We start from the raw sequence: 18,200 nt of genomic DNA on the forward strand, positions 1-18,200 counted from the left end.
GCACTAGGGGGATGAAGTCCTCCCTCGCCTCGACGTCCTCGTCCGCCGCTGCGCGCATCCGGCTTCCGCCTGCCCCGGCCCGGCCCCACCCGACGGCACCGCCGGTCGTCGCGACCTCGACCGGCGCCGTCGCGTCGGCGTGCTGCGCCCTCGCTCCCTGGGCGGGCACGTCCGCCGTGCTCGGGTCCGCCGTCGTGACGGCCCTCGTGGTCCTGGGCGGGTGGTCAGTGGACCGTCACCTCGGGGTGGTGGTGACGGCACGTCGTCGACGGTCGGAGTTCTTGGCTTCCCTCGACGCGGTCGACGAGGCCGTGGCGCGCCTGCGGGCGGCGAGGACGCGTGAGCTGGCCGACTGGTACCCGACGGCCGATCGGCTCGTCGCGTCCGGCCCGTCATGTCGTCCGACCCGGGCGCTGGTGCTCGGGGTCGGTCGCGCCTCCAGCGGGCTCGTCCTCGAGGGGCGTCCAGAGGACGACCTCGAGCCGGGCGACCCGGCTGTCGCCCGGCTCGCCCGACTGCGCGTCGAGGCGGCCACCCTCGACGAGGCTCCGCTGTGCGTTGCGCTCTCGTCGACGGTCCGCGTCGTGGGTCCGCCCGTCGTGGCCGAGGCCGTGGCCTCGGGCCTCCGACGGCAGGTCCGGGCCGGAGGGCCGGGGCCCACCGAGGCCGCCGACGCGATCGAGTGCGTGCTCGTCGACGCGGCGGCCGCGGACGGTCCGCCCCCGACCCCGCTTCGCCCGGTCGACACGATCGTCGTGATCGGCCAGGACGGCGAGGCCGTGGTCACCCGGAAGGACGGCCGTCGGTGTCGTCAGAGCCTGCGGGTCGCGTTCTGGTCGGTGCGCGACGACGGCGCACCGTCCGTCTAGCGGTCGAGACCGCTGCCGAGACGGATGCGACCGACGAGGTCGCCACCTCCGGTGACCTTCTCGAGCGTCCGCTCGACGACGCGATCGGCGGCGTCCGCGTCGACGGCTCCCTCGTCGACCAGGAGGCGCAGCGCGACCAGGGTGCCGGCCCTCACGTTCCCGTCGAGGACCTTGACGGCCACGGCCACACCGTCGGTCGTTCCCATGACCATGACGCCCTCGGCGCCCAGCTTGGCCAAAACGCCCAACTCGTCGATCGTCACGGTGTTGGCCCGGCCGGGGCCGTCGATCGCCCAGGCGTCGCCGAGGACCGCCTCGACGAGGTGCGCCGCGTGCTCGTCGCGTCCCGCCCCGGTCGCTCGGACCGACCCCGCGACCCGGGCGACGGCCCGGGCGAGACCGGCGACGGTGGTTGCGATGACCGGGGCCCCGCACCCGTCCACGCCGGCGCGGTCGACGGTCTCGCCGGTGAAGTCGGCGACCGTCTCGCGGACGGCGGCCTGCACCGGGTGCCCCGACGAGACGTACGTCGCGGGGTCCCATCCGTTCTCGGCGCAGGCCAACAGGAACGCCGCGTGCTTGCCCGAGCAGTTCATGGCGAGGCGGCGTGCCGACGAGGCCGCGCGGGCGCTGGCCCGGTCACCCGGCCAGTCCGGCGGGCAGAGCAGGTCGTCCTCGGTGCTGGCCGAACGGCCGAGCAGTGCCTCGACCACCTCGAGGTGGGCGGGTGTCCCGGCGTGGCTCGCCGTGGCCAGGACGGCCTGGGCGCCGTCGAGCGCGACACCCGAGCGCAGCACGGTGATCGCCTGCAGGGGCTTGAGGCACGATCGAGGGTAGATCGTCGCGTCCGCGTCGCCGACGCGACGCAACTCGTGGCCGTCGGCGTCGACGACGACGCCTGCTCCGAGGTGCCGGCTCTCGTCCCACCCCGAGCGTTCGAGCACGGCCAGCTCGACGCTGCCCGGGGCGGTCAAGGGGTGACGGGAGGGCACGGCGGTGTGGGGGTCGGTCATGATGGGGAGTGTACCGAGGCCCCGCATGCGACCCCGTCGCACCGACGGGGGCCCGAGAAGGAGGCAGCATGCTCGACCACGACTACGCCGTCGACGTCCGATGGACCGGTGACCGGGGTGAGGGGACCACCTCGTACCGCTCGTACGGTCGCGACAACACCATCGTCGCGACCGGGAAGCAGCACGACATCCTGGCGTCGGCCGACCGGACGTTCCACGGCGATGCCGACCGCTGGAACCCCGAAGAACTCCTGCTTGCCGCGTTGGCGCAGTGCCACATGCTCAGCTACCTGCACGTCGCCGCGACCGCCGGGGTCGTCGTCGTCGCGTACGAGGACGCCGCCGTGGGACGCATGACCCAGACGCACGACGGCGGGGGACGCTTCACCTCGGTGACGCTCCGGCCGCGGGTGACCGTCGCCGACGACGACATGGTCGGGCCCGCCCTCGCCCTGCACGCCGAAGCCAGCCGCAAGTGCTTCATCGCGGCGTCCGTGGCCTTCCCCGTCGGGCACGAGCCCACCGTCGTGGCGGCGTCCAGAGAAGCCCGCCAGGCGTGAGGCAGAATGGCACGGCACGTCCGCCGCGACCCGTCCGGCGACTCGACCCCCGTCACCCTCACCGAGAGATCCCCATGCGCCGCTCCCTCGCCCTCCTGGCCGTCCCCGCCCTGCTCCTGTCCCTCGCCGCCTGCGCGGGCGACGCCGGCGGGTCGACCGATGCCGCGACGCCGAGCAGCTCGTCGTCGGCGACGGCCGACGTCCCCCTGCGCGCCTCCGGCGAGCCCCAGTCCCCTCAGGCCGGTTTCCCGACCGTCGAGCTGGACGCCGACGGTCGCCCGACGGTCACCGTCCCCGACGCCACCGCACCCACCGAGCTCGGGGTCGAGACGCTCATCAAGGGAGACGGCGCCACGGTCCAGGCCGGCGACACGGTCACCGTCCAGTACCAAGGCGTCATCTGGAACACCGGCGAGATCTTCGACGAGAGCTGGTCGCGAGGCGCCCCGGCCACCTTCTCGACCGACCAGGTGATCACCGGCTTCGCCGACGGAATGATCGGACAGACCGTCGGGTCGCAGACCGTCGTGGTCATCCCGCCGGCGGACGGCTACGGCGAGACGGGGCAGCCCCAGGCCGGCATCTCGGGTACCGACACGCTCGTCTTCGTCATCGACATCCTCGCCGTCTCGTAGCCGGCCGTCGCCGTCGACCGCCGAGACGACTCCTCGATGCCTCTCACCGCGCCTCCTCGCCCGTCCACCCGTGCCGGTCGGGGGCGACTCACGACCCTGGTGGCCGTGCCGCTCGTCGCCCTCGCGCTGAGCGGCTGCACAAGCGGTTCCGATCAGCCGTCGCCCACGGCGAGCGGTGCGACCGGCGACTGCGAGGTGCCGGCGTCCGGCCCCCTGTCCGACGGCGTCGACGTCACGGGCGACGTCGAGGCCAAGCCCGAGGTCAGCTTCGACACCCCGCTCGAGGTCACCTCCACCCAACGCACCACCCTGGTCGAGGGGAGCGGCGAGGTCGCCGGGCAGGGCGCGGTGGCCAACGTCCGCATCGCCGTGTACGACGCGACCACCGGTGCCGAGGTCACGTCGGCCGGTTTCGACGAGGGGCAGCAGCCCACGCAGCTCACGGTGAGCACCGACTACTACGTGCCGGGCATCGTCGATGCCATCGCGTGCGTGCCTTCGGGCAGCCGAACGGTGACCGTCGCCTCGGCGGCCGACATGACCACGGCGACCGCGGGGGAGCAGGCCGCCACGCCCACGCCCGTGGTCATCGTCGCGGACGTGGTGTCGATCGTGCCGACCAAGGCGACAGGCGAGGCCCAGCCCCCGGAGGACGGCTTCCCGACGGTCGAGCTCGCCGACGACGGCCAGCCCACCGTGACGATCCCGCCCGGTACCGAACCGCCGTCGGACCTGCGGATCGAGGTCCTCAAGAAGGGTGACGGTCCGGTCGTGCCCGACCCCGCCAACGTCACCGTGCAGTACCAGGGCGTCAACTGGACCACCGGCGAGGTCTTCGACCAGAGCTGGGGCAAGGGCACGCCGACGCCCTTCTCGACCGACCAGGTCGTGCCCGGTTTCGCCAAGGCCATGATCGGCCAGACGGTGGGCTCGCAGGTCGTCGTGATCATCCCCCCGAGCGAGGGCTACGGCGATGCCGGGCAGCCCTCGGCCGGCATCGGCGGGACGGACACCCTCGTCTTCGTGATCGACATCCTGGCCGTCGCCTAGTCAGGGCAGGGGCGACGTCGACGACGCGGACGGCTCCACGGGTGCTCGCCGTAGGCTGACCCCATGCGTCGCATCACGATCCTCGGCTCCACCGGCTCGATCGGGGTCCAGGCCCTCGACGTGGTCCGGGCCCACCCCGACCTGTTCGAGGTCGTCGGCCTCGCGGCCGGCTCGAACCGCGAGGGCGTCGCCGCGCAAGCGGCCGAGTTCGGGGTCGAGCACACGGCACTGGGCACCGACGAATCGGTCCAGCTCGTCCGCGACGTGCGGGCGGACGTCGTCCTCAACGGCATCACCGGCTCCGTCGGCCTCGCGCCGACCCTCGCCGCCCTCGACTCGGGCGCGTCGCTCGCCCTGGCGAACAAGGAGAGCCTGATCGTCGGCGGTGACCTCGTGAAGCAGCGCGCCGCCCCCGGCCAGATCGTCCCCGTCGACTCCGAGCACTCGGCCATCGCGCAGGCCCTGCGGTCCGGGGCCGAGCGCGAGGTCCGTCGGCTCGTCCTGACGGCGTCGGGCGGGCCGTTCCGCGGCCGCACGCGAGACTCGCTGGCCGACGTCACCCCGCGCGAGGCACTCGCGCACCCGACCTGGGACATGGGCCTGGTCGTGACGACGAACTCGTCGACCCTCGTCAACAAGGGGCTCGAGGTGATCGAGGCGCACCTGCTCTTCGACGTCGACTACGACGACATCGACGTCACGGTGCATCCGCAGTCGATCGTCCACTCGATGGTGGAGTTCGTCGACGGCTCGACCATCGCCCAGGCCTCACCCCCCGACATGCGGTTGCCGATCTCGTTGGGGCTCGCCTGGCCCGACCGTGTCGACGGCGTGGGAGTCCCGCTCGACTGGACCCGCGCCTCCACGTGGACGTTCGAACCGCTCGACGACGAGGCCTTCCCGGCCGTGCGACTCGCCAAGCAGGTGGGACGGGCCGGCGGTACTCACCCGGCCGTCTTCAACGCCGCCAACGAGCAGGCCGTGCTGGCGTTCCACGCCGGCCGCGTCGGCTACCTCAACATTCTCGACGTGGTCGGTGCAGTCGTCGACCGGCACACGGCGGGCGAGGCCAGCCTCGAGGGAGTGCTCGAGGCCGAGCGGTGGGCGCGTGCCGAGGCGGAGACGCTGCTGTCCCGCTGAGGCGGATGCCCCAGTTCGGGGCTCCCAGCGTCGTCATGGCGCCGGTCCGGTGGACGTCCGGCCGCGGGCGGCTACCCTTGCCCGGTGCAGACGATCCTCCTCTTCGTACTCGGCGTCCTGGTCATGGTCGTCGGGTTGGCCGTGTCGATCGCCCTGCACGAGGTGGGCCACCTCGTGCCGGCGAAGAAGTTCGGCGTCAAGGTCGGGCAGTACATGATCGGCTTCGGGCCGACCGTCTTCTCGCGCAAGAAGGGCGAGACCGAGTACGGCGTCAAGGCCCTGCCGCTCGGCGGCTACATCTCGATGTCGGGCATGTTCCCTCCGGGAAAGACCGGAGGAGGCGCGCGGCAGTCGAGCACCGGCTTCTTCAACACCCTCGTTCAGGACGCCCGTACCGCCAGTGCCGAGACCATCGACGAGGGCGACGAGTCGCGCACCTTCTACCGGCTGCCCGTGTACAAGCGCGTCATCATCATGCTCGGTGGTCCCGTCATGAACCTGCTGATCGCGATCGTCCTGTTCGCCGTGCTGCTCTGTGGCTTCGGCGTCCAGCAGGCGAGCACGACCGTCGGAAGCGTCAGCACCTGCGTCCTGCCCGCCGGGTCGTCCGCGACGAGCTGCCCCTCGGACGCACCCGAGGCCCCCGCCTACGCCGCGGGCATGCTGAACGGCGACCGCATCGTGTCGATCGACGGCACCACCGTCACCGACGGTGACCAGATCACGAGCATCCTGCAACGCTCGCCCGGCGACACCCTCGACGTCGTGGTCGATCGCGACGGCACCGAGCGCACGCTGCAGGTGACACCGGCTCTGTCCGAGCGCTACGTGACGACGTCGAGCGGTGCCGTCGCGACGAATCCCGACGGCAGCTCGCAGACCCAAGAGGTCGGTTTCGTCGGTATCGGCTTCGCCTACGAGAAGGTGCGAGAGCCCGTGACCGCCGTGCTGCCGGCCGTCGGCGACAACATCGCACACGTGGCCGGCGTCATCGTCACGCTGCCGCAACGTCTCGTCGGGGTCGCGCAGGCCGCGTTCGGCGGGGCCGAGCGAGACCCGAACGGCCCGGTCAGCGTCGTCGGCGTCGGGCGCATGGCGGGCGAGATCGCGAGCCTCGACACCATCCCGGTCGTCGACCGCATCAGCACCCTCGTCGGTCTGCTCGCGAGTCTGAACGTGGCGCTGTTCGTGTTCAACCTGGTGCCGTTGATGCCCCTCGACGGCGGGCACGTGGCGGGGGCCCTGATCGAGGCGATCCGCCGTGGCTTCGCCAAGCTCTTCCGTCGACCCGACCCGGGCCCGGTCGACACCGCCAAGGCCATCCCCGTGACCTTCGCCATCGTGATCCTGCTCGGTGGCATGACTGTCCTGCTGACCTACGCCGACATCGTGAACCCGATCGACATCTTCGGTTGACCCCGGCCGTGGGTGTCGCGTGACGAGCCGGTCGCGCGCCCGTCACGCAGCGTCCAGCGCCGAGGATTACGATGACACCGTGCCAGCAGTCAATCTCGGAATGCCGAAGGTCCCCGAAGTCCTCGCCCCGCGCCGCAAGACGCGGCAGATCAAGGTGGGCAAGGTGCTCGTGGGTGGCGACGCCCCCGTCAGCGTCCAGTCGATGACCACGACTCCGACCCCCAACATCAACGCCACCCTGCAGCAGATCGCCGAGCTCACGGCCAGCGGCTGCGACATCGTCCGCGTCGCCGTGCCGAGCCGTGACGACGCCGAGGCCCTTCCGATCATCGCGAAGAAGAGCCAGATCCCGGTCATCGCCGACATCCACTTCCAGCCCAACTACGTGTACCAGGCGATCGACGCCGGTTGTGCGGCCGTCCGGGTCAATCCCGGCAACATCCGCAAGTTCGACGACCAGGTCGGCAAGATCGCGGCCGCGGCGAAGGCCGCCGGCGTGTCGATCCGCATCGGGGTGAACGCCGGCTCGCTCGAGCCGAGCATCCTGCAGAAGTACGGCAAGGCCACGCCCGAGGCGCTCGTCGAGTCCGCCGTGTGGGAGGCCTCGCTCTTCGAAGAGCACGACTTCCACGACTTCAAGATCTCGGTGAAGCACAACGACCCGATCGTCATGGTCAAGGCCTACCGTCAGCTCGCCGAGCGCGGCGACTGGCCGTTGCACCTCGGCGTCACCGAGGCGGGCCCCGAGTTCCAGGGCACGATCAAGTCGGCGACGGCCTTCGGCATCCTGCTCAGCGAAGGTATCGGCGACACCATCCGCGTCAGCCTCAGCGCCCCGCCCGCACAAGAGGTCAAGGTGGGCCTGCAGATCCTGCAGTCGCTCAACCTGCGCGAGCGCAAACTCGAGATCGTCAGCTGCCCCAGCTGCGGTCGCGCCCAGGTCGACGTCTACAAGCTCGCCAACGACGTCACCGACGGGCTCGAGGGCATGACCGTTCCTCTCCGCGTCGCCGTGATGGGCTGTGTCGTCAACGGTCCGGGCGAGGCCCGCGAGGCCGACCTCGGCGTCGCGTCCGGTAACGGCAAGGGCCAGATCTTCGTCAAGGGCGAGGTCATCAAGACCGTTCCCGAGTCCGAGATCGTCCAGACGCTCATCGACGAGGCCAATCGTCTCGCCGCCGAGATGCCTCCCGGCGAGCTGGGCTCGCCCGAGGTCGTCACCGTCTGACGCGATCCGCCCCCGGGGCGACGTGACCTGCGTCAGGAGGCGCGGTGCGAGGAGTCTCGCACCGCGCCTCCTGCGTGTGCCGGGGCCTCGTCCACGGGGCCTCGGCGTTCTTGTGTCGTCGTGTGACGCTCCGATGTGACGTGGCACGGGGCGTCCGCCAGCATGGAGCACGCACCGCGACAGCCTCGGCCCACCACCGAGCGGTGCCCCCGCAGCACCCCGAGAGGAACCCATGACCAGCAGCGCCCCCCTGATCGACGCCCCGAAGAAGGGCCCCGGTCGACTGATCGCCGTCATCGTCGCGGTCGTCGTCGTCCTCGCCGCCGTCGGCATCGCCATCGGAGTCACCCGTGGCGGTGGCGACGACGAGACGGTCCGCATCGGTGTCGTCGGCGCGAGCGACCCCTACTGGGCCGACTTCGTCCAGGCCGCCGCCGACGAGGGCATCACCGTCGACCTCGTCGACTACTCGGATTACGAACAGCCGAACCCCGCCCTCGCCGACGGCGAGATCGACCTGAACCAGTTCCAGCACATCGTCTACCTCGCGCAGTACGACGTGGCCTCGGGCAACGACATCGTGCCGATCGGTTCGACGGCGATCTACCCCCTTCCGCTGTACTCGTCGACGTACACCCAGCTGAGCGATTTCCGGCAGGGCGACACCATCGCGATCCCCGACGACTCGAGCAACCTGGCCCGGGCCCTGCTCGTGCTGCAGTCGAACGGCCTGCTCTCGCTGAAGGACGGCGGGACGATCTTCTCGGGCGTCAACGACGTCGACGAGGCCAAGTCGAAGGTCAAGGTCGCCACGGTGAGCGCGGATCTCGCCGCCACGTCGCTGCCCGACTACGCCGGCGCGATCATCAACAACGACTTCGCGACGAAGGCCGGCCTCTCGACCGACGACGTCATCGCCCAGGACGACCCCGAGGACCCCTCGTCGGTGCCCTACGCCAACGTCTTCGCCGCGCGTGCGGAGGACAAGGACAACGCCACCTACCAGAAGCTCGTCCAGATCTACCAGGACACCAAGGCCGTCACCGACGGCGTCGTAGACAACTCGGGCGGCACGGCGATCATCACGAAGATCCCCGTGGGCGACCTCGAGAAGTCGTTGACCGAGACCGAGAAGCTCGTCGAACAGAACGGCTGACCCCACCAGGTCGCCACCACCGGCCCGGACCGCGCGCAGAACCCGCTCGCGGCCCGGGCCTCCGCCCGTGCCGAGGAGAACGCGTGCCCGCCATCACCCTGACCGACGTCGTCAAGACGTACCCGCCCCGTGAGAAGGGCGCCGCACCGCTGACCGCGGTGGACGGCGTCGATCTCGAGATCGCCGAGGGCGAGATCTTCGGCATCATCGGCTACTCGGGGGCAGGCAAGAGCACCCTGGTGCGCCTGGTCAACGCCCTCGAGCCCACGACGAGTGGGAGCATCCGCATCGACGGTCGCGAGATCACCGGCCTCCGTGAGCGCGAGCTGCGAGGGGTCCGGGCGGGCATCGGCATGATCTTCCAGCAGTTCAACCTCTTCTCGTCGAAGACGGTCTGGGGCAACGTCGAGTTCCCGCTCAAGGCGGCAGGCGTGCCCAAGGCCGAGCACCAGAGGCGGATCAGCGACCTGCTGCACTTCGTCGGCCTCGGCGACAAGGCCCACGCGCGGCCGGACCAGCTCTCGGGTGGGCAGAAGCAGCGCGTCGGCATCGCCCGGGCGCTCGCGACGAATCCGCGAATCCTGCTGGCCGACGAGGCGACGAGCGCCCTCGACCCCGAGACGACGAGCGAGGTGCTGGCGTTGCTGAAGCGGGTCAACTCAGAGCTCGGCATCACGATCGTCGTGATCACCCACGAGATGGACGTCATCAAGAGGATCGCCGACCGGGTGGCCGTGATGGACTCCGGTCGTGTCGTCGAGACCGGACCCACCTTCGAGGTGTTCTCCGACCCGCAGCAGGCCTCGACCAAGCGATTCGTCTCGACCGTCATCGCGGGCACACCGCACGGCGACGAGCTCGGGGCGCTGCGGGCCCGGCACGACGGCACCCTCGTGTCGGTGCGCATCGCCGAGGGTGGTGTCGACCAGCGCGACGTCTTCGCCCTGCTCGCCCGTCACGGCCTCTCGTTCGAGATCGTCTTCGGCGGCGTCAACGACATCCAGGGTCGTACCTTCGGCACCCTGACCCTCGCCGTCACGGGCGACGCGGGCGCCGTGCGGGCGGCCGTCGCCGAGCTGGGCGGAAACGCCACCGAATTGCTCGAGTCGGGGCCTGCCGTGCCCTCCGCCCCCGCCACGAGCACGGAAGGACGCTGACGTGGACTCTCTGATCGAACTGCAGCCCATGCTGTGGCAGGCGGCCGTCGAGACCGTCTACATCGTCGCCCTGACCCTGCTCTTCGGCGGCATCGGGGGACTCGTGCTCGGGCTGGCGCTCTACTTGACGCGAGGGGGGGCACTGTTCGCCAACCGAGCCGTCTACGGCGTGCTCAACGTGGTCGTCAACGTGTTCCGACCGATCCCGTTCATCATCTTCCTGGCCGCGGCCCAACCCCTGGCGAGGTTCGTGATCGGTTCGGGCAGCGGCAACCCGGCGATCATCTTCACCCTGTCGCTCGCGGCGTCGTTCGCCATCTCGCGCATCGTCGAGCAGAACCTGCTGACCGTGCAGCCGGGCGTCATCGAGGCCGCACGAGCCGCCGGTGCCGGCCCTGCGCGCATCATCGGTACGGTGCTGCTTCCCGAGGCGCTCGGACCGCTCATCCTCGGGTACACGTTCATCTTCGTCGCGCTGGTCGACATGTCGGCCGTGGCCGGGTACATCGGTGGCGGAGGGCTCGGCAACTTCGCCCTGCTCTACGGCTACCGGCAGTTCAACCCGGTCGTGACCTGGGCCGCCGTGCTGCTGATCATCGTGCTGGTGCAGCTCGTCCAGTTCCTCGGCAACTGGTTGGCGAGGCGCGCACTGCGACGATGACGGCATCGGGGGCGGTGAGACGGGGCTGTCGGGGGACTGGTTTACAGTGGGGCGCGTGACCGACACCGCCACCGCCAGCCAGACCCCTCCGCCGGCCTCGGCCCCCGTGACGCCCGCCGAACTCGAGCGGGCGCGGCAGATCGTCGGGGCGGTGTCGCAGGCGTTCGGCCGCAAGGTCGTCGGTCAGACCGCGCTCCGCGACACCCTGCTCGTCGCCCTGATCACCGGTGGGCACGTCCTCCTCGAGAGCGTGCCGGGGTTGGCCAAGACGACCGCGGCCCAGACCATCGCGCAGTCGATCGACGCGAGCTTCCGCCGCATCCAGTGCACGCCCGACCTGCTGCCGAGCGACATCACGGGTACGCAGATCTACGATGCGCAGAAGTCGACCTTCGTCACGCAGCTCGGGCCGGTCCACTCGAACTTCGTCCTGCTCGACGAGATCAACCGGTCCAGCGCCAAGACCCAGAGCGCCATGCTCGAGGCGATGCAAGAGCGGCAGACCACCATCGGCGGCACGGTCTACCGGTTGCCCTCGCCGTTCCTCGTCCTCGCGACGCAGAACCCGATCGAGCAAGAGGGCACGTACCAGCTGCCCGAGGCCCAGCTCGACCGCTTCTTGTTGAAAGAGATCCTCGACTACCCGACGCCGGCCGAAGAGGCCGAGATCATCCGACGCATCGAGAGCGGCGTCTACGACGAGGCCGCCGCTCCGTCGACCGGGGTGGGCCTGGCCGACGTCGTCTACCTGCAAGACCTGGCCAAGCGTGTCTACGTCGACGCGTCCATCGTCAACTACATCGTGCAGCTCATCTACGTCACGCGGCACCCCCAGCAGTACATCCCGGCGACGCTCGCCGACTACGTCGAATTCGGGGCCAGCCCGCGGGCCAGCATCGCGTTCATGCAAGCCGCCCGGGCCCTCGCCCTGCTCCACGGTCGCGACTACGTGATCCCCGAAGACGTGAAGCACCTGCGGCACTCCGTGCTCCGACACCGCTTGATCCTCAACTACGAGGCGACCGCCGACGAGGTCGCGCCCGAGACGATCATCGACGCCGTGTTCGGCGCGGTCCAGACCCCCTGACCCCGGTGGCCAGCCTGCTGCTGCGTGTGCGGACCAAGATGGGCCTCTTCGCCCACCGGCGCACCATCGACCTCCTCGAGGGCGGCTACGCCTCGGTGCACCACGGGCGCAGCCACGACTTCGACGACCTCCGGGCCTATGTCCCGGGCGACGAGGTGAAAGACATCGACTGGAAGGCCACGGCCCGTCACGGCGAGCCCCTGGTCAAGCGTTACATCGCGAGCCGACGGCAGAATCTCGTCCTCGTGATGGACACCGGTCGCAACATGGCGGCGACGGCCACGAGCGGCGAGTCCAAGAAAGACATCGCACTGATGGCGGCCGGCGCCCTCGCCTACATCGCCGCGAAGCACGGCGATGTCGTCTCGCTGGTGGCCGGCGACTCCTCGGGCACCCGCGCGCATCCGGCCGGTGCGACCGAGGCCCACCTCGAGACCCTCCTGCGGCAGGTCGACCGACGGGTCGATCTCGACGCCCCGACCAGCGACCTCGCCGCCGTGCTCGCCTGGGTCGCGCGGGGAGTCCGGCGGCGCTCGATGCTGCTCGTGGTCACCGACGACGTCGCGATCGACGAGCACATCACGCGGCTGCTCCGCCGCCTGCGAGCACAGCACGAGATCGTCTGGCTGACGATCGGCGACGCTGATCTGATGACCCGCTCCGGCCACGCCGGCGAGGTCTTCGACGTCCGCGAGATGTCCGGACTGCCGGCCTACCTCCGCGAGAACGCCCAGCTCCGACGCGAGTTCGACGACTCGTCCGTCCGCCGAACGGACGACACCGAGCGCGAGCTCCTGGCCCTCGGCATCAGCAGCCAGCGGCTCGGCAGCCAGGCCGAGGTCGTGTCGGGCCTCTTCGCCCTGATCGAGAAGCACCGTCGTGTCGGGCGCTGACGACTTCTTCGGGCCCTACCAGTACCCGCTCTGGGTGCTCTGGCTCGTGCTCGGTCTGGTGGGGCTGGCCCTGGTCGTCGCCTGGTACGTCTTCGTCTTCCGCTTCTCGGCCAGGCGACTCCCGCCGGCACGACGGGCGGCCCGGGCGGCCTCCCGACCGGCCTCCCTCGCCGACACCAAGGCCAAGTACCTCGGCCTGATCGACGAGGTCGAGGGGGCTGCCGCCTCGGGTCGGCTGAACGACCGCGGGGTGCACTCCCGGCTCAGCCTGCTGTTGCGATTCTTCGCCCACGAGACGAACGGTGTCGACACGCACGTGATGACCCTCGCCGACCTGCGCGAGTCGAACCTGCCCCGGCTCGCCGGGGCGGTCGAGCAGTACTACCCGCCGGCCTTCCGTCTCGAGCAGCCCGGCGACCCGGCCCGTGCCGTCGCCACCGCGAGAGACGTGGTGTCGTCATGGGGCTGATCTTCTGGTGGTTGCCGCTCCTCGCATTGGCGGTCGTGGCGGTCGCGGCGTCGCTCTACGTGCGATGGAGGCGTAGGGACCGAGCGCGCCTCCGTCGGCTCGGTGTCCCGGTCGCGCACGGCGAGCGACTGACCGCTCTGCCCACCTACCAGCGTGTCGTGCGGCGCTACCGCATCGCCCTGGCGTTCGTGCTCGCCGCGATGGTCGCCCTGACGGGCATCAGCGTGCTGCTGGCGGCTCGGGTGTCGAGCACCGACGTCGTCGAACCGCAGTCCTACAAGCGCGACATCATGCTCTGCCTCGACGTGTCGGGCTCGATGACCGAGGTCGACTCCCAGATCGTCGACACGTTCTCGTCGCTCTCCCAGGGGCTCGACGGTGAGCGCGTCGGGCTCTACCTGTTCGACAGCTCGGCGGTTCAGGCCTTCCCGTTGACCGACGACTACGACTTCGTCCGCACGCAACTCGAGCAGTACCGCGACTCGTTCGACACCATGGGCGAGAACGGCATCCGTTATTGGACGGGCACCGATCTCGGTGACGGTGCCTCGCTCATCGGCGACGGCCTGGCCTCGTGCGTGCTCGGGTTCGGTGACGACGACAGCACACGACCGAAGTCGGTCGTGCTCGCCACCGACAACTACGTGAACGGCAAGGCCCTGCTCACGCTCACCGAGGCAGCCGACCTGGCGAGCGAGCGTGACGTCCGCGTGTACGCGGTGAACCCCGCCGACCACGGCACCGACGCCGTGGCCGACCAGGTCGCCGCCGAGCTCCGTACGGCGGCGGAGTCGACCGACGGTGGCTACTACGCCCTCGACGACTCGACGACCGTCCCGCAGATCGTCGACGAGATCGATGCCCGCGAGGCGGGGCTCTTCACCGGCACCCGACGGCTCGTGGTGACCGATCACCCGCAGGGGCTGGTGATCGCCGCCCTGCTCGTGGCCATGGGCGGGCTCGTGATGCTCTGGCGGGTGCGGCTGTGACCGCTCGTGCGCTGGTCTTCCAGCCGGTGCTTCCCTGGTGGCTCCTCGCCCTGGCCGCCGTCGCCCTGCTCGGGTTCACCGGCTGGCGCGTCGTAGCCGAGCGTGGCCGACGGCGGGCCCTGCTCACCTGGGCACGGCGCCTGGCGATCGTCGCGTTGCTGCTCGTCGTCGCGGTGCGGCCGAGTCTGCCCGGCGGGTCGGCCCAGGCGTCGGTCGCGCAGCTCAACGTCTTCTTCGTGGTCGACACGACGTCGAGCATCGCGGCCGAGGACTGGGGTGACGGCCAGCGTCGCCTCGACGGGGTGCGGTCCGACATCGCCGAGGTGACCACGCAGCTGGCGGGCGCTCGGTTCTCGCTTCTGACCTTCGACAGCACCGCCGTCCTGCGGACACCTCTGACCGACGACGCGTCCGCCGTGGTCGCCGCTACGGACGCCATGAACCAAGAAGTCACCTACTACTCGAGCGGCAGCTCCATCAGCGAGGCGAACGACCTCCTCTCGGAGCGACTGACCGAGGCACGCCAGAGCGCCCCCGAACGGGCCAACGTCGTGTACTACCTCGGCGACGGCGAACAGACGAGCGGCACGGAGCCCGAGAGCTTCGCCGGGTCGGCGGGCGACGTCGACGGCGGGGCCGTCTTCGGTTACGGCACCGAGCGAGGGGGGAAGATGCGCGTCTTCGACGGCTACGGCGACGAGTACTCGACCAAGGAGTACATTCAGGATCGCACTCGACCCGGCGATCCCGACGCCGTCTCGACGATCGACGAAGACGCCCTGCGGCGCATCGCCGAGCAGCTCGGCGTGGCGTACGCGCACCGCACGGCCGGCACCTCCGTGGACGCGGCCGTCGCGGATGCTCGCGACGGGGCCGTCGCCTCCGACGAGGGGCGGGCCGACAGTCTGATCGACCTCTACTGGATCGCTGCGGTCCCGGCGTTCCTCCTGCTGTTGCTCGACGTCGCCCTCGTCGCTCGGGCGCTGGGAGAAGTCCGTCCGACGAGACCCCAGCGCGACGAGGGTGTGACGGGTCGTGGGCGTGGCCGAGCCACGACGTCGGCTCATGATTCCCCACGATCCGAGAGGCGAGCCCGCCCGTGACCGACACCCTCGTCCCCCCGCCCGTCGACGAGATCCGTCGCGCCCACGAGGAGCACGCCGAACCCGGCGTCGAGCAGTATCGGAAGCGCCTCCGGCGTCGGCTCCTGCTCTGGTCCGCACCGGTGGTGCTCGTCGTCCTGCTCGTGGCCCTGAAGCTGCTCAGCCTGCCCGCCTTCGCCGCCCTGACGCAGTGGTCGTACGGCGACCGCGAGTTCGAGCGCAGCGCCTCCCTCACCGAGCCGCTCGGCGTCGCCAACGCGATCGAGCCGTGGGTGCACCACTTCGACCGCGGCACGGCGTACGCGCAGATCGGCGTGCTCGACGTGGCACGTGGTGAGTTCGTCACGGCACTCGACCTCGCCCCCGACGACGCGACGATCTCGTGCGTGATCCGTGTCAACCTGGTCCTGACCATCGAGGCGCAGGGCGACGCCGCCCTGCTCGAACTGCGCTACGCCGACGCCGAAGCGCTCTACGAACTCGGCAAGAAGACCATCGACGAGGCGCCCGAGGGCTGCTTCCAGCCGCCGGAGGACCCCCAGCAGCCCGACACCTCCCAGCCGCTCGACGACGCCCAGCAGCGGCTCGACGAGAAGGGTGATCAGGCTCAGGGCGGTCAAGGAGACGAGCAGCAGCCGGGTGGTGACGGAAGCGACCCCGGCGCCGGGGGAGACGACCCCGGTGAGGGCGAGGGGCAGGCCGAGTCCGACGACCCCCTCGACCAGCTGCAGCAACAGGGCGAGCAGAGCCAGCAGCAGCAGCAGCAGGACACCGACCGCGATCGCTACTACGAGCAGAACCCGGGCGACTACGACGGCAAGCCGTGGTGACCCGGGAGCGCCCCTAAGCTGGACGGGTGTCCACACGTCTCTCCCAGCTCTTCGTCCGCACCCTCCGAGAAGACCCTTCCGACGCCGAGGTGACCAGCCACCGGCTGCTCGTCCGCGCCGGGTACATCCGGCGTCAGGCACCCGGTGTCTTCGCCTGGCTGCCGCTCGGCCTACGGGTCAAGGCCAAGATCGAGGCCGTCATCCGCGACGAGATGCAGGCCGCCGGTGCGCAAGAGGTGCACTTCCCCGCCCTGCTGCCGCGTGAGCCCTACGAGGCCACCGGTCGCTGGACCGAGTACGGCGACGGCATGTTCCGGCTGAAAGACCGCAAGGACGCCGACTACCTGCTGGCCCCGACGCACGAAGAGGCTTTCACCCTGTTGGTGAAAGACCTCTACTCGTCCTACAAAGACCTCCCGCTCACGCTCTTCCAGATCCAGGACAAGTACCGCGACGAGGCCCGTCCCCGCGCCGGTCTGCTGCGTGGTCGCGAGTTCACCATGAAGGACGCCTATTCGTTCGACGCGTCCGACGCCGGGCTCGACGAGAGCTACCAGAAGCAGCGGGACGCCTACGAGCGCATCTTCACCCGTCTCGGCCTCGAGTACGTCATCGTGAAGGCGGACGCGGGCGCGATGGGTGGTTCGCGCAGCGAAGAGTTCCTGCACCCCACGGCCATCGGCGAGGACACCTTCGTCCGCTCGGCGGGCGGCTACACGGCCAACGTCGAAGCCTTCACGACCATCGTCCCCGAGACCGTCCCGCTGGACGGTCTGGCACCTGCCCGGCGTCTGGCCCCGGCCGACACCCCGACGATCGACTCGCTGGTCGCGCAACTCGAGACCGAGGAGCCCCGCGACGGTGGCCGGTGGACGGCTGCCGACACGCTGAAGAACGTCGTCGTCGCGCTCAGCCACCTCGACGGCACCCGTGAGCTCGTCGTCGTGGGGCTGCCCGGTGACCGTGAGGTCGACATGAAGCGGCTCGAGGTCGCGTTCGCCCCGGCCGAGGTCGAGGCCGCCGGTGACGCCGACTTCGCGAAGAACCCCGTGCTGGTCCGCGGTTATCTCGGCCCCCAGGTGCTCGGCGGCGAGTCCGACTCCGGCATCCGCTACTTCGTCGACCCGCGCGTGGTCGAGGGATCCGCCTGGGTCACCGGGGCGAACGAGAAGGGCGTGCACGTGGCCGACCTGGTCATGGGTCGCGACTTCACCGCGGACGGCACCATCGAGGCGGCCCAGGTCCGCGAGGGCGATCCCGCCCCCGACGGGTCCGGCCCCATCGAGACGGCCCGCGGCATGGAGATCGGCCACGTCTTCCAGCTCGGTCGCAAGTACGCGGAGGCGCTCGGCCTGAAGGTGCTCGACGAGAACGGCAAGCAGGTCACGGTCACGATGGGCTCGTACGGCATCGGCGTGACGCGAATCCTCGCGGTCATCGCCGAGGCGAACAACGACGCCAAGGGTCTCATCTGGCCCGCCAACGTCGCGCCCTTCGACGTCCACGTCGTGGCCACGGGCAAGGACCCCGTGGTCTACGAGGTCGCCGAGAAACTCACCGCCGACCTCGAGGCCCACCGCCTGGACGTCCTCTACGACGACCGTCCCAAGGTCTCGCCCGGCGTGAAGTTCGGTGACGCCGAGCTCCTCGGCGTACCGCAGATCGTCGTCGTGGGCCGCTCGGCCGGCGAGGGCGTCGTCGAGCTCTGGGACCGCCGCACGGGCGACCGCACCCCGGTCCCCGTGGCCGAGGCCGTGGCGACCCTGACGGCACCGCGGGCTTCCTGACCGCCGGCACCGTGCCTCCTCGTCCCGGTCGTGACGACCCCGAGGAGGCGCGGTGCCGACCCCGGCCGACGGTCCGCCGGGCACCCCGCTCTCGGGTACCGTAGGGGGATGCTGCGCGCGCCATCGTGCGTGCAGCCTGCAGATCTGAATAGTGGAG

18 protein-coding genes are annotated in these 18,200 nt (G+C 70.5%); 17 read left to right on the forward strand and 1 reads right to left on the reverse strand.

Annotation, left to right across the window (positions count from 1 at the left end; all coding sequences use genetic code 11):
* Window positions 1-11 precede the first annotated feature (11 nt).
* On the forward strand, window positions 12-869 hold the full coding sequence (locus HRF36_RS03665; RefSeq protein WP_173206333.1) for a hypothetical protein: 858 nt from the start codon (window positions 12-14) through the stop codon (window positions 867-869).
* Here the strand turns inward: HRF36_RS03665 and HRF36_RS03670 are convergent.
* Window positions 866-1,882 (reverse strand): asparaginase, encoded by a 1,017-nt coding sequence (locus HRF36_RS03670; protein ID WP_173206336.1) that lies wholly within the window; start codon window positions 1,880-1,882, stop codon window positions 866-868. The two genes, HRF36_RS03665 and HRF36_RS03670, sit on opposite strands and share 4 nt — an antisense overlap.
* 68 nt (window positions 1,883-1,950) lie before the next feature.
* Between HRF36_RS03670 and HRF36_RS03675 the strand changes: the two genes are divergently transcribed.
* The 16 genes from HRF36_RS03675 to HRF36_RS03750 all read left to right on the forward strand — a co-directional run bounded on the left by HRF36_RS03675 (window position 1,951) and on the right by HRF36_RS03750 (window position 18,043).
* Window positions 1,951-2,442, forward strand: a complete 492-nt coding sequence (locus tag HRF36_RS03675) for an OsmC family protein (RefSeq protein ID WP_173206339.1) — start codon at window positions 1,951-1,953, stop codon at window positions 2,440-2,442.
* A 74-nt stretch (window positions 2,443-2,516) separates the two neighbouring features.
* Window positions 2,517-3,077: an FKBP-type peptidyl-prolyl cis-trans isomerase gene (locus HRF36_RS03680; RefSeq protein WP_173206342.1), complete on the forward strand. Its 561-nt coding sequence runs from the start codon at window positions 2,517-2,519 to the stop codon at window positions 3,075-3,077.
* Window positions 3,078-3,113: 36 nt separating this feature from the next.
* Window positions 3,114-4,127 carry an FKBP-type peptidyl-prolyl cis-trans isomerase gene (locus HRF36_RS03685; RefSeq protein ID WP_173206345.1) on the forward strand — a complete coding sequence of 338 codons (1,014 nt, stop codon included), beginning with the start codon at window positions 3,114-3,116 and terminating at the stop codon, window positions 4,125-4,127.
* A gap of 63 nt (window positions 4,128-4,190) precedes the next feature.
* Window positions 4,191-5,267, forward strand: coding sequence for a 1-deoxy-D-xylulose-5-phosphate reductoisomerase (locus tag HRF36_RS03690; RefSeq protein WP_173206348.1), 1,077 nt, complete (start codon window positions 4,191-4,193; stop codon window positions 5,265-5,267).
* Between the two features lie 84 nt (window positions 5,268-5,351).
* Window positions 5,352-6,683: an RIP metalloprotease gene (locus tag HRF36_RS03695; protein ID WP_371739991.1), complete on the forward strand. Its 1,332-nt coding sequence runs from the start codon at window positions 5,352-5,354 to the stop codon at window positions 6,681-6,683.
* A 79-nt stretch (window positions 6,684-6,762) separates the two neighbouring features.
* Window positions 6,763-7,911: a flavodoxin-dependent (E)-4-hydroxy-3-methylbut-2-enyl-diphosphate synthase gene (ispG, locus tag HRF36_RS03700; RefSeq protein WP_171007237.1), complete on the forward strand. Its 1,149-nt coding sequence runs from the start codon at window positions 6,763-6,765 to the stop codon at window positions 7,909-7,911.
* Window positions 7,912-8,143: 232 nt separating this feature from the next.
* Window positions 8,144-9,067, forward strand: a complete 924-nt coding sequence (locus HRF36_RS03705; protein WP_173206351.1) for a MetQ/NlpA family ABC transporter substrate-binding protein — start codon at window positions 8,144-8,146, stop codon at window positions 9,065-9,067.
* 83 nt (window positions 9,068-9,150) lie between these two features.
* Window positions 9,151-10,224 carry a methionine ABC transporter ATP-binding protein gene (locus tag HRF36_RS03710; protein ID WP_173206354.1) on the forward strand — a complete coding sequence of 358 codons (1,074 nt, stop codon included), beginning with the start codon at window positions 9,151-9,153 and terminating at the stop codon, window positions 10,222-10,224.
* 1 nt (window position 10,225) lies between these two features.
* Window positions 10,226-10,885, forward strand: a complete 660-nt coding sequence (locus HRF36_RS03715; RefSeq protein WP_371739993.1) for a methionine ABC transporter permease — start codon at window positions 10,226-10,228, stop codon at window positions 10,883-10,885.
* A 55-nt stretch (window positions 10,886-10,940) separates the two neighbouring features.
* Entirely contained in the window at window positions 10,941-11,972 is a 1,032-nt protein-coding gene (locus tag HRF36_RS03720; RefSeq protein WP_173206358.1) for a MoxR family ATPase, read from the forward strand.
* Between the two features lie 5 nt (window positions 11,973-11,977).
* Entirely contained in the window at window positions 11,978-12,865 is an 888-nt protein-coding gene (locus HRF36_RS03725) for a DUF58 domain-containing protein (RefSeq protein WP_173206361.1), read from the forward strand.
* Window positions 12,852-13,334 (forward strand): hypothetical protein, encoded by a 483-nt coding sequence (locus HRF36_RS03730; protein WP_173206364.1) that lies wholly within the window; start codon window positions 12,852-12,854, stop codon window positions 13,332-13,334. The genes HRF36_RS03725 and HRF36_RS03730 overlap by 14 nt, the downstream gene beginning before the upstream one ends.
* The gene (locus HRF36_RS03735; RefSeq protein WP_173206367.1) at window positions 13,325-14,323 is read left to right on the forward strand and encodes a VWA domain-containing protein; all 999 of its coding nucleotides are present in this window, start codon (window positions 13,325-13,327) and stop codon (window positions 14,321-14,323) included. The genes HRF36_RS03730 and HRF36_RS03735 overlap by 10 nt, the downstream gene beginning before the upstream one ends.
* On the forward strand, window positions 14,320-15,426 hold the full coding sequence (locus tag HRF36_RS03740; protein WP_371739994.1) for a VWA domain-containing protein: 1,107 nt from the start codon (window positions 14,320-14,322) through the stop codon (window positions 15,424-15,426). The genes HRF36_RS03735 and HRF36_RS03740 overlap by 4 nt, the downstream gene beginning before the upstream one ends.
* A complete protein-coding gene (locus HRF36_RS03745; protein WP_173206370.1) occupies window positions 15,423-16,256 on the forward strand; it encodes a hypothetical protein in 834 nt (277 codons plus the stop codon). The genes HRF36_RS03740 and HRF36_RS03745 overlap by 4 nt, the downstream gene beginning before the upstream one ends.
* A gap of 26 nt (window positions 16,257-16,282) precedes the next feature.
* On the forward strand, window positions 16,283-18,043 hold the full coding sequence (locus HRF36_RS03750; RefSeq protein ID WP_173206373.1) for a proline--tRNA ligase: 1,761 nt from the start codon (window positions 16,283-16,285) through the stop codon (window positions 18,041-18,043).
* Window positions 18,044-18,200 lie beyond the last annotated feature (157 nt).

Source organism: Frigoribacterium sp. VKM Ac-2836 (genome assembly GCF_013248995.1).
In the GTDB taxonomy this organism is placed as follows: Bacteria; Actinomycetota; Actinomycetes; order Actinomycetales; family Microbacteriaceae; genus Frigoribacterium.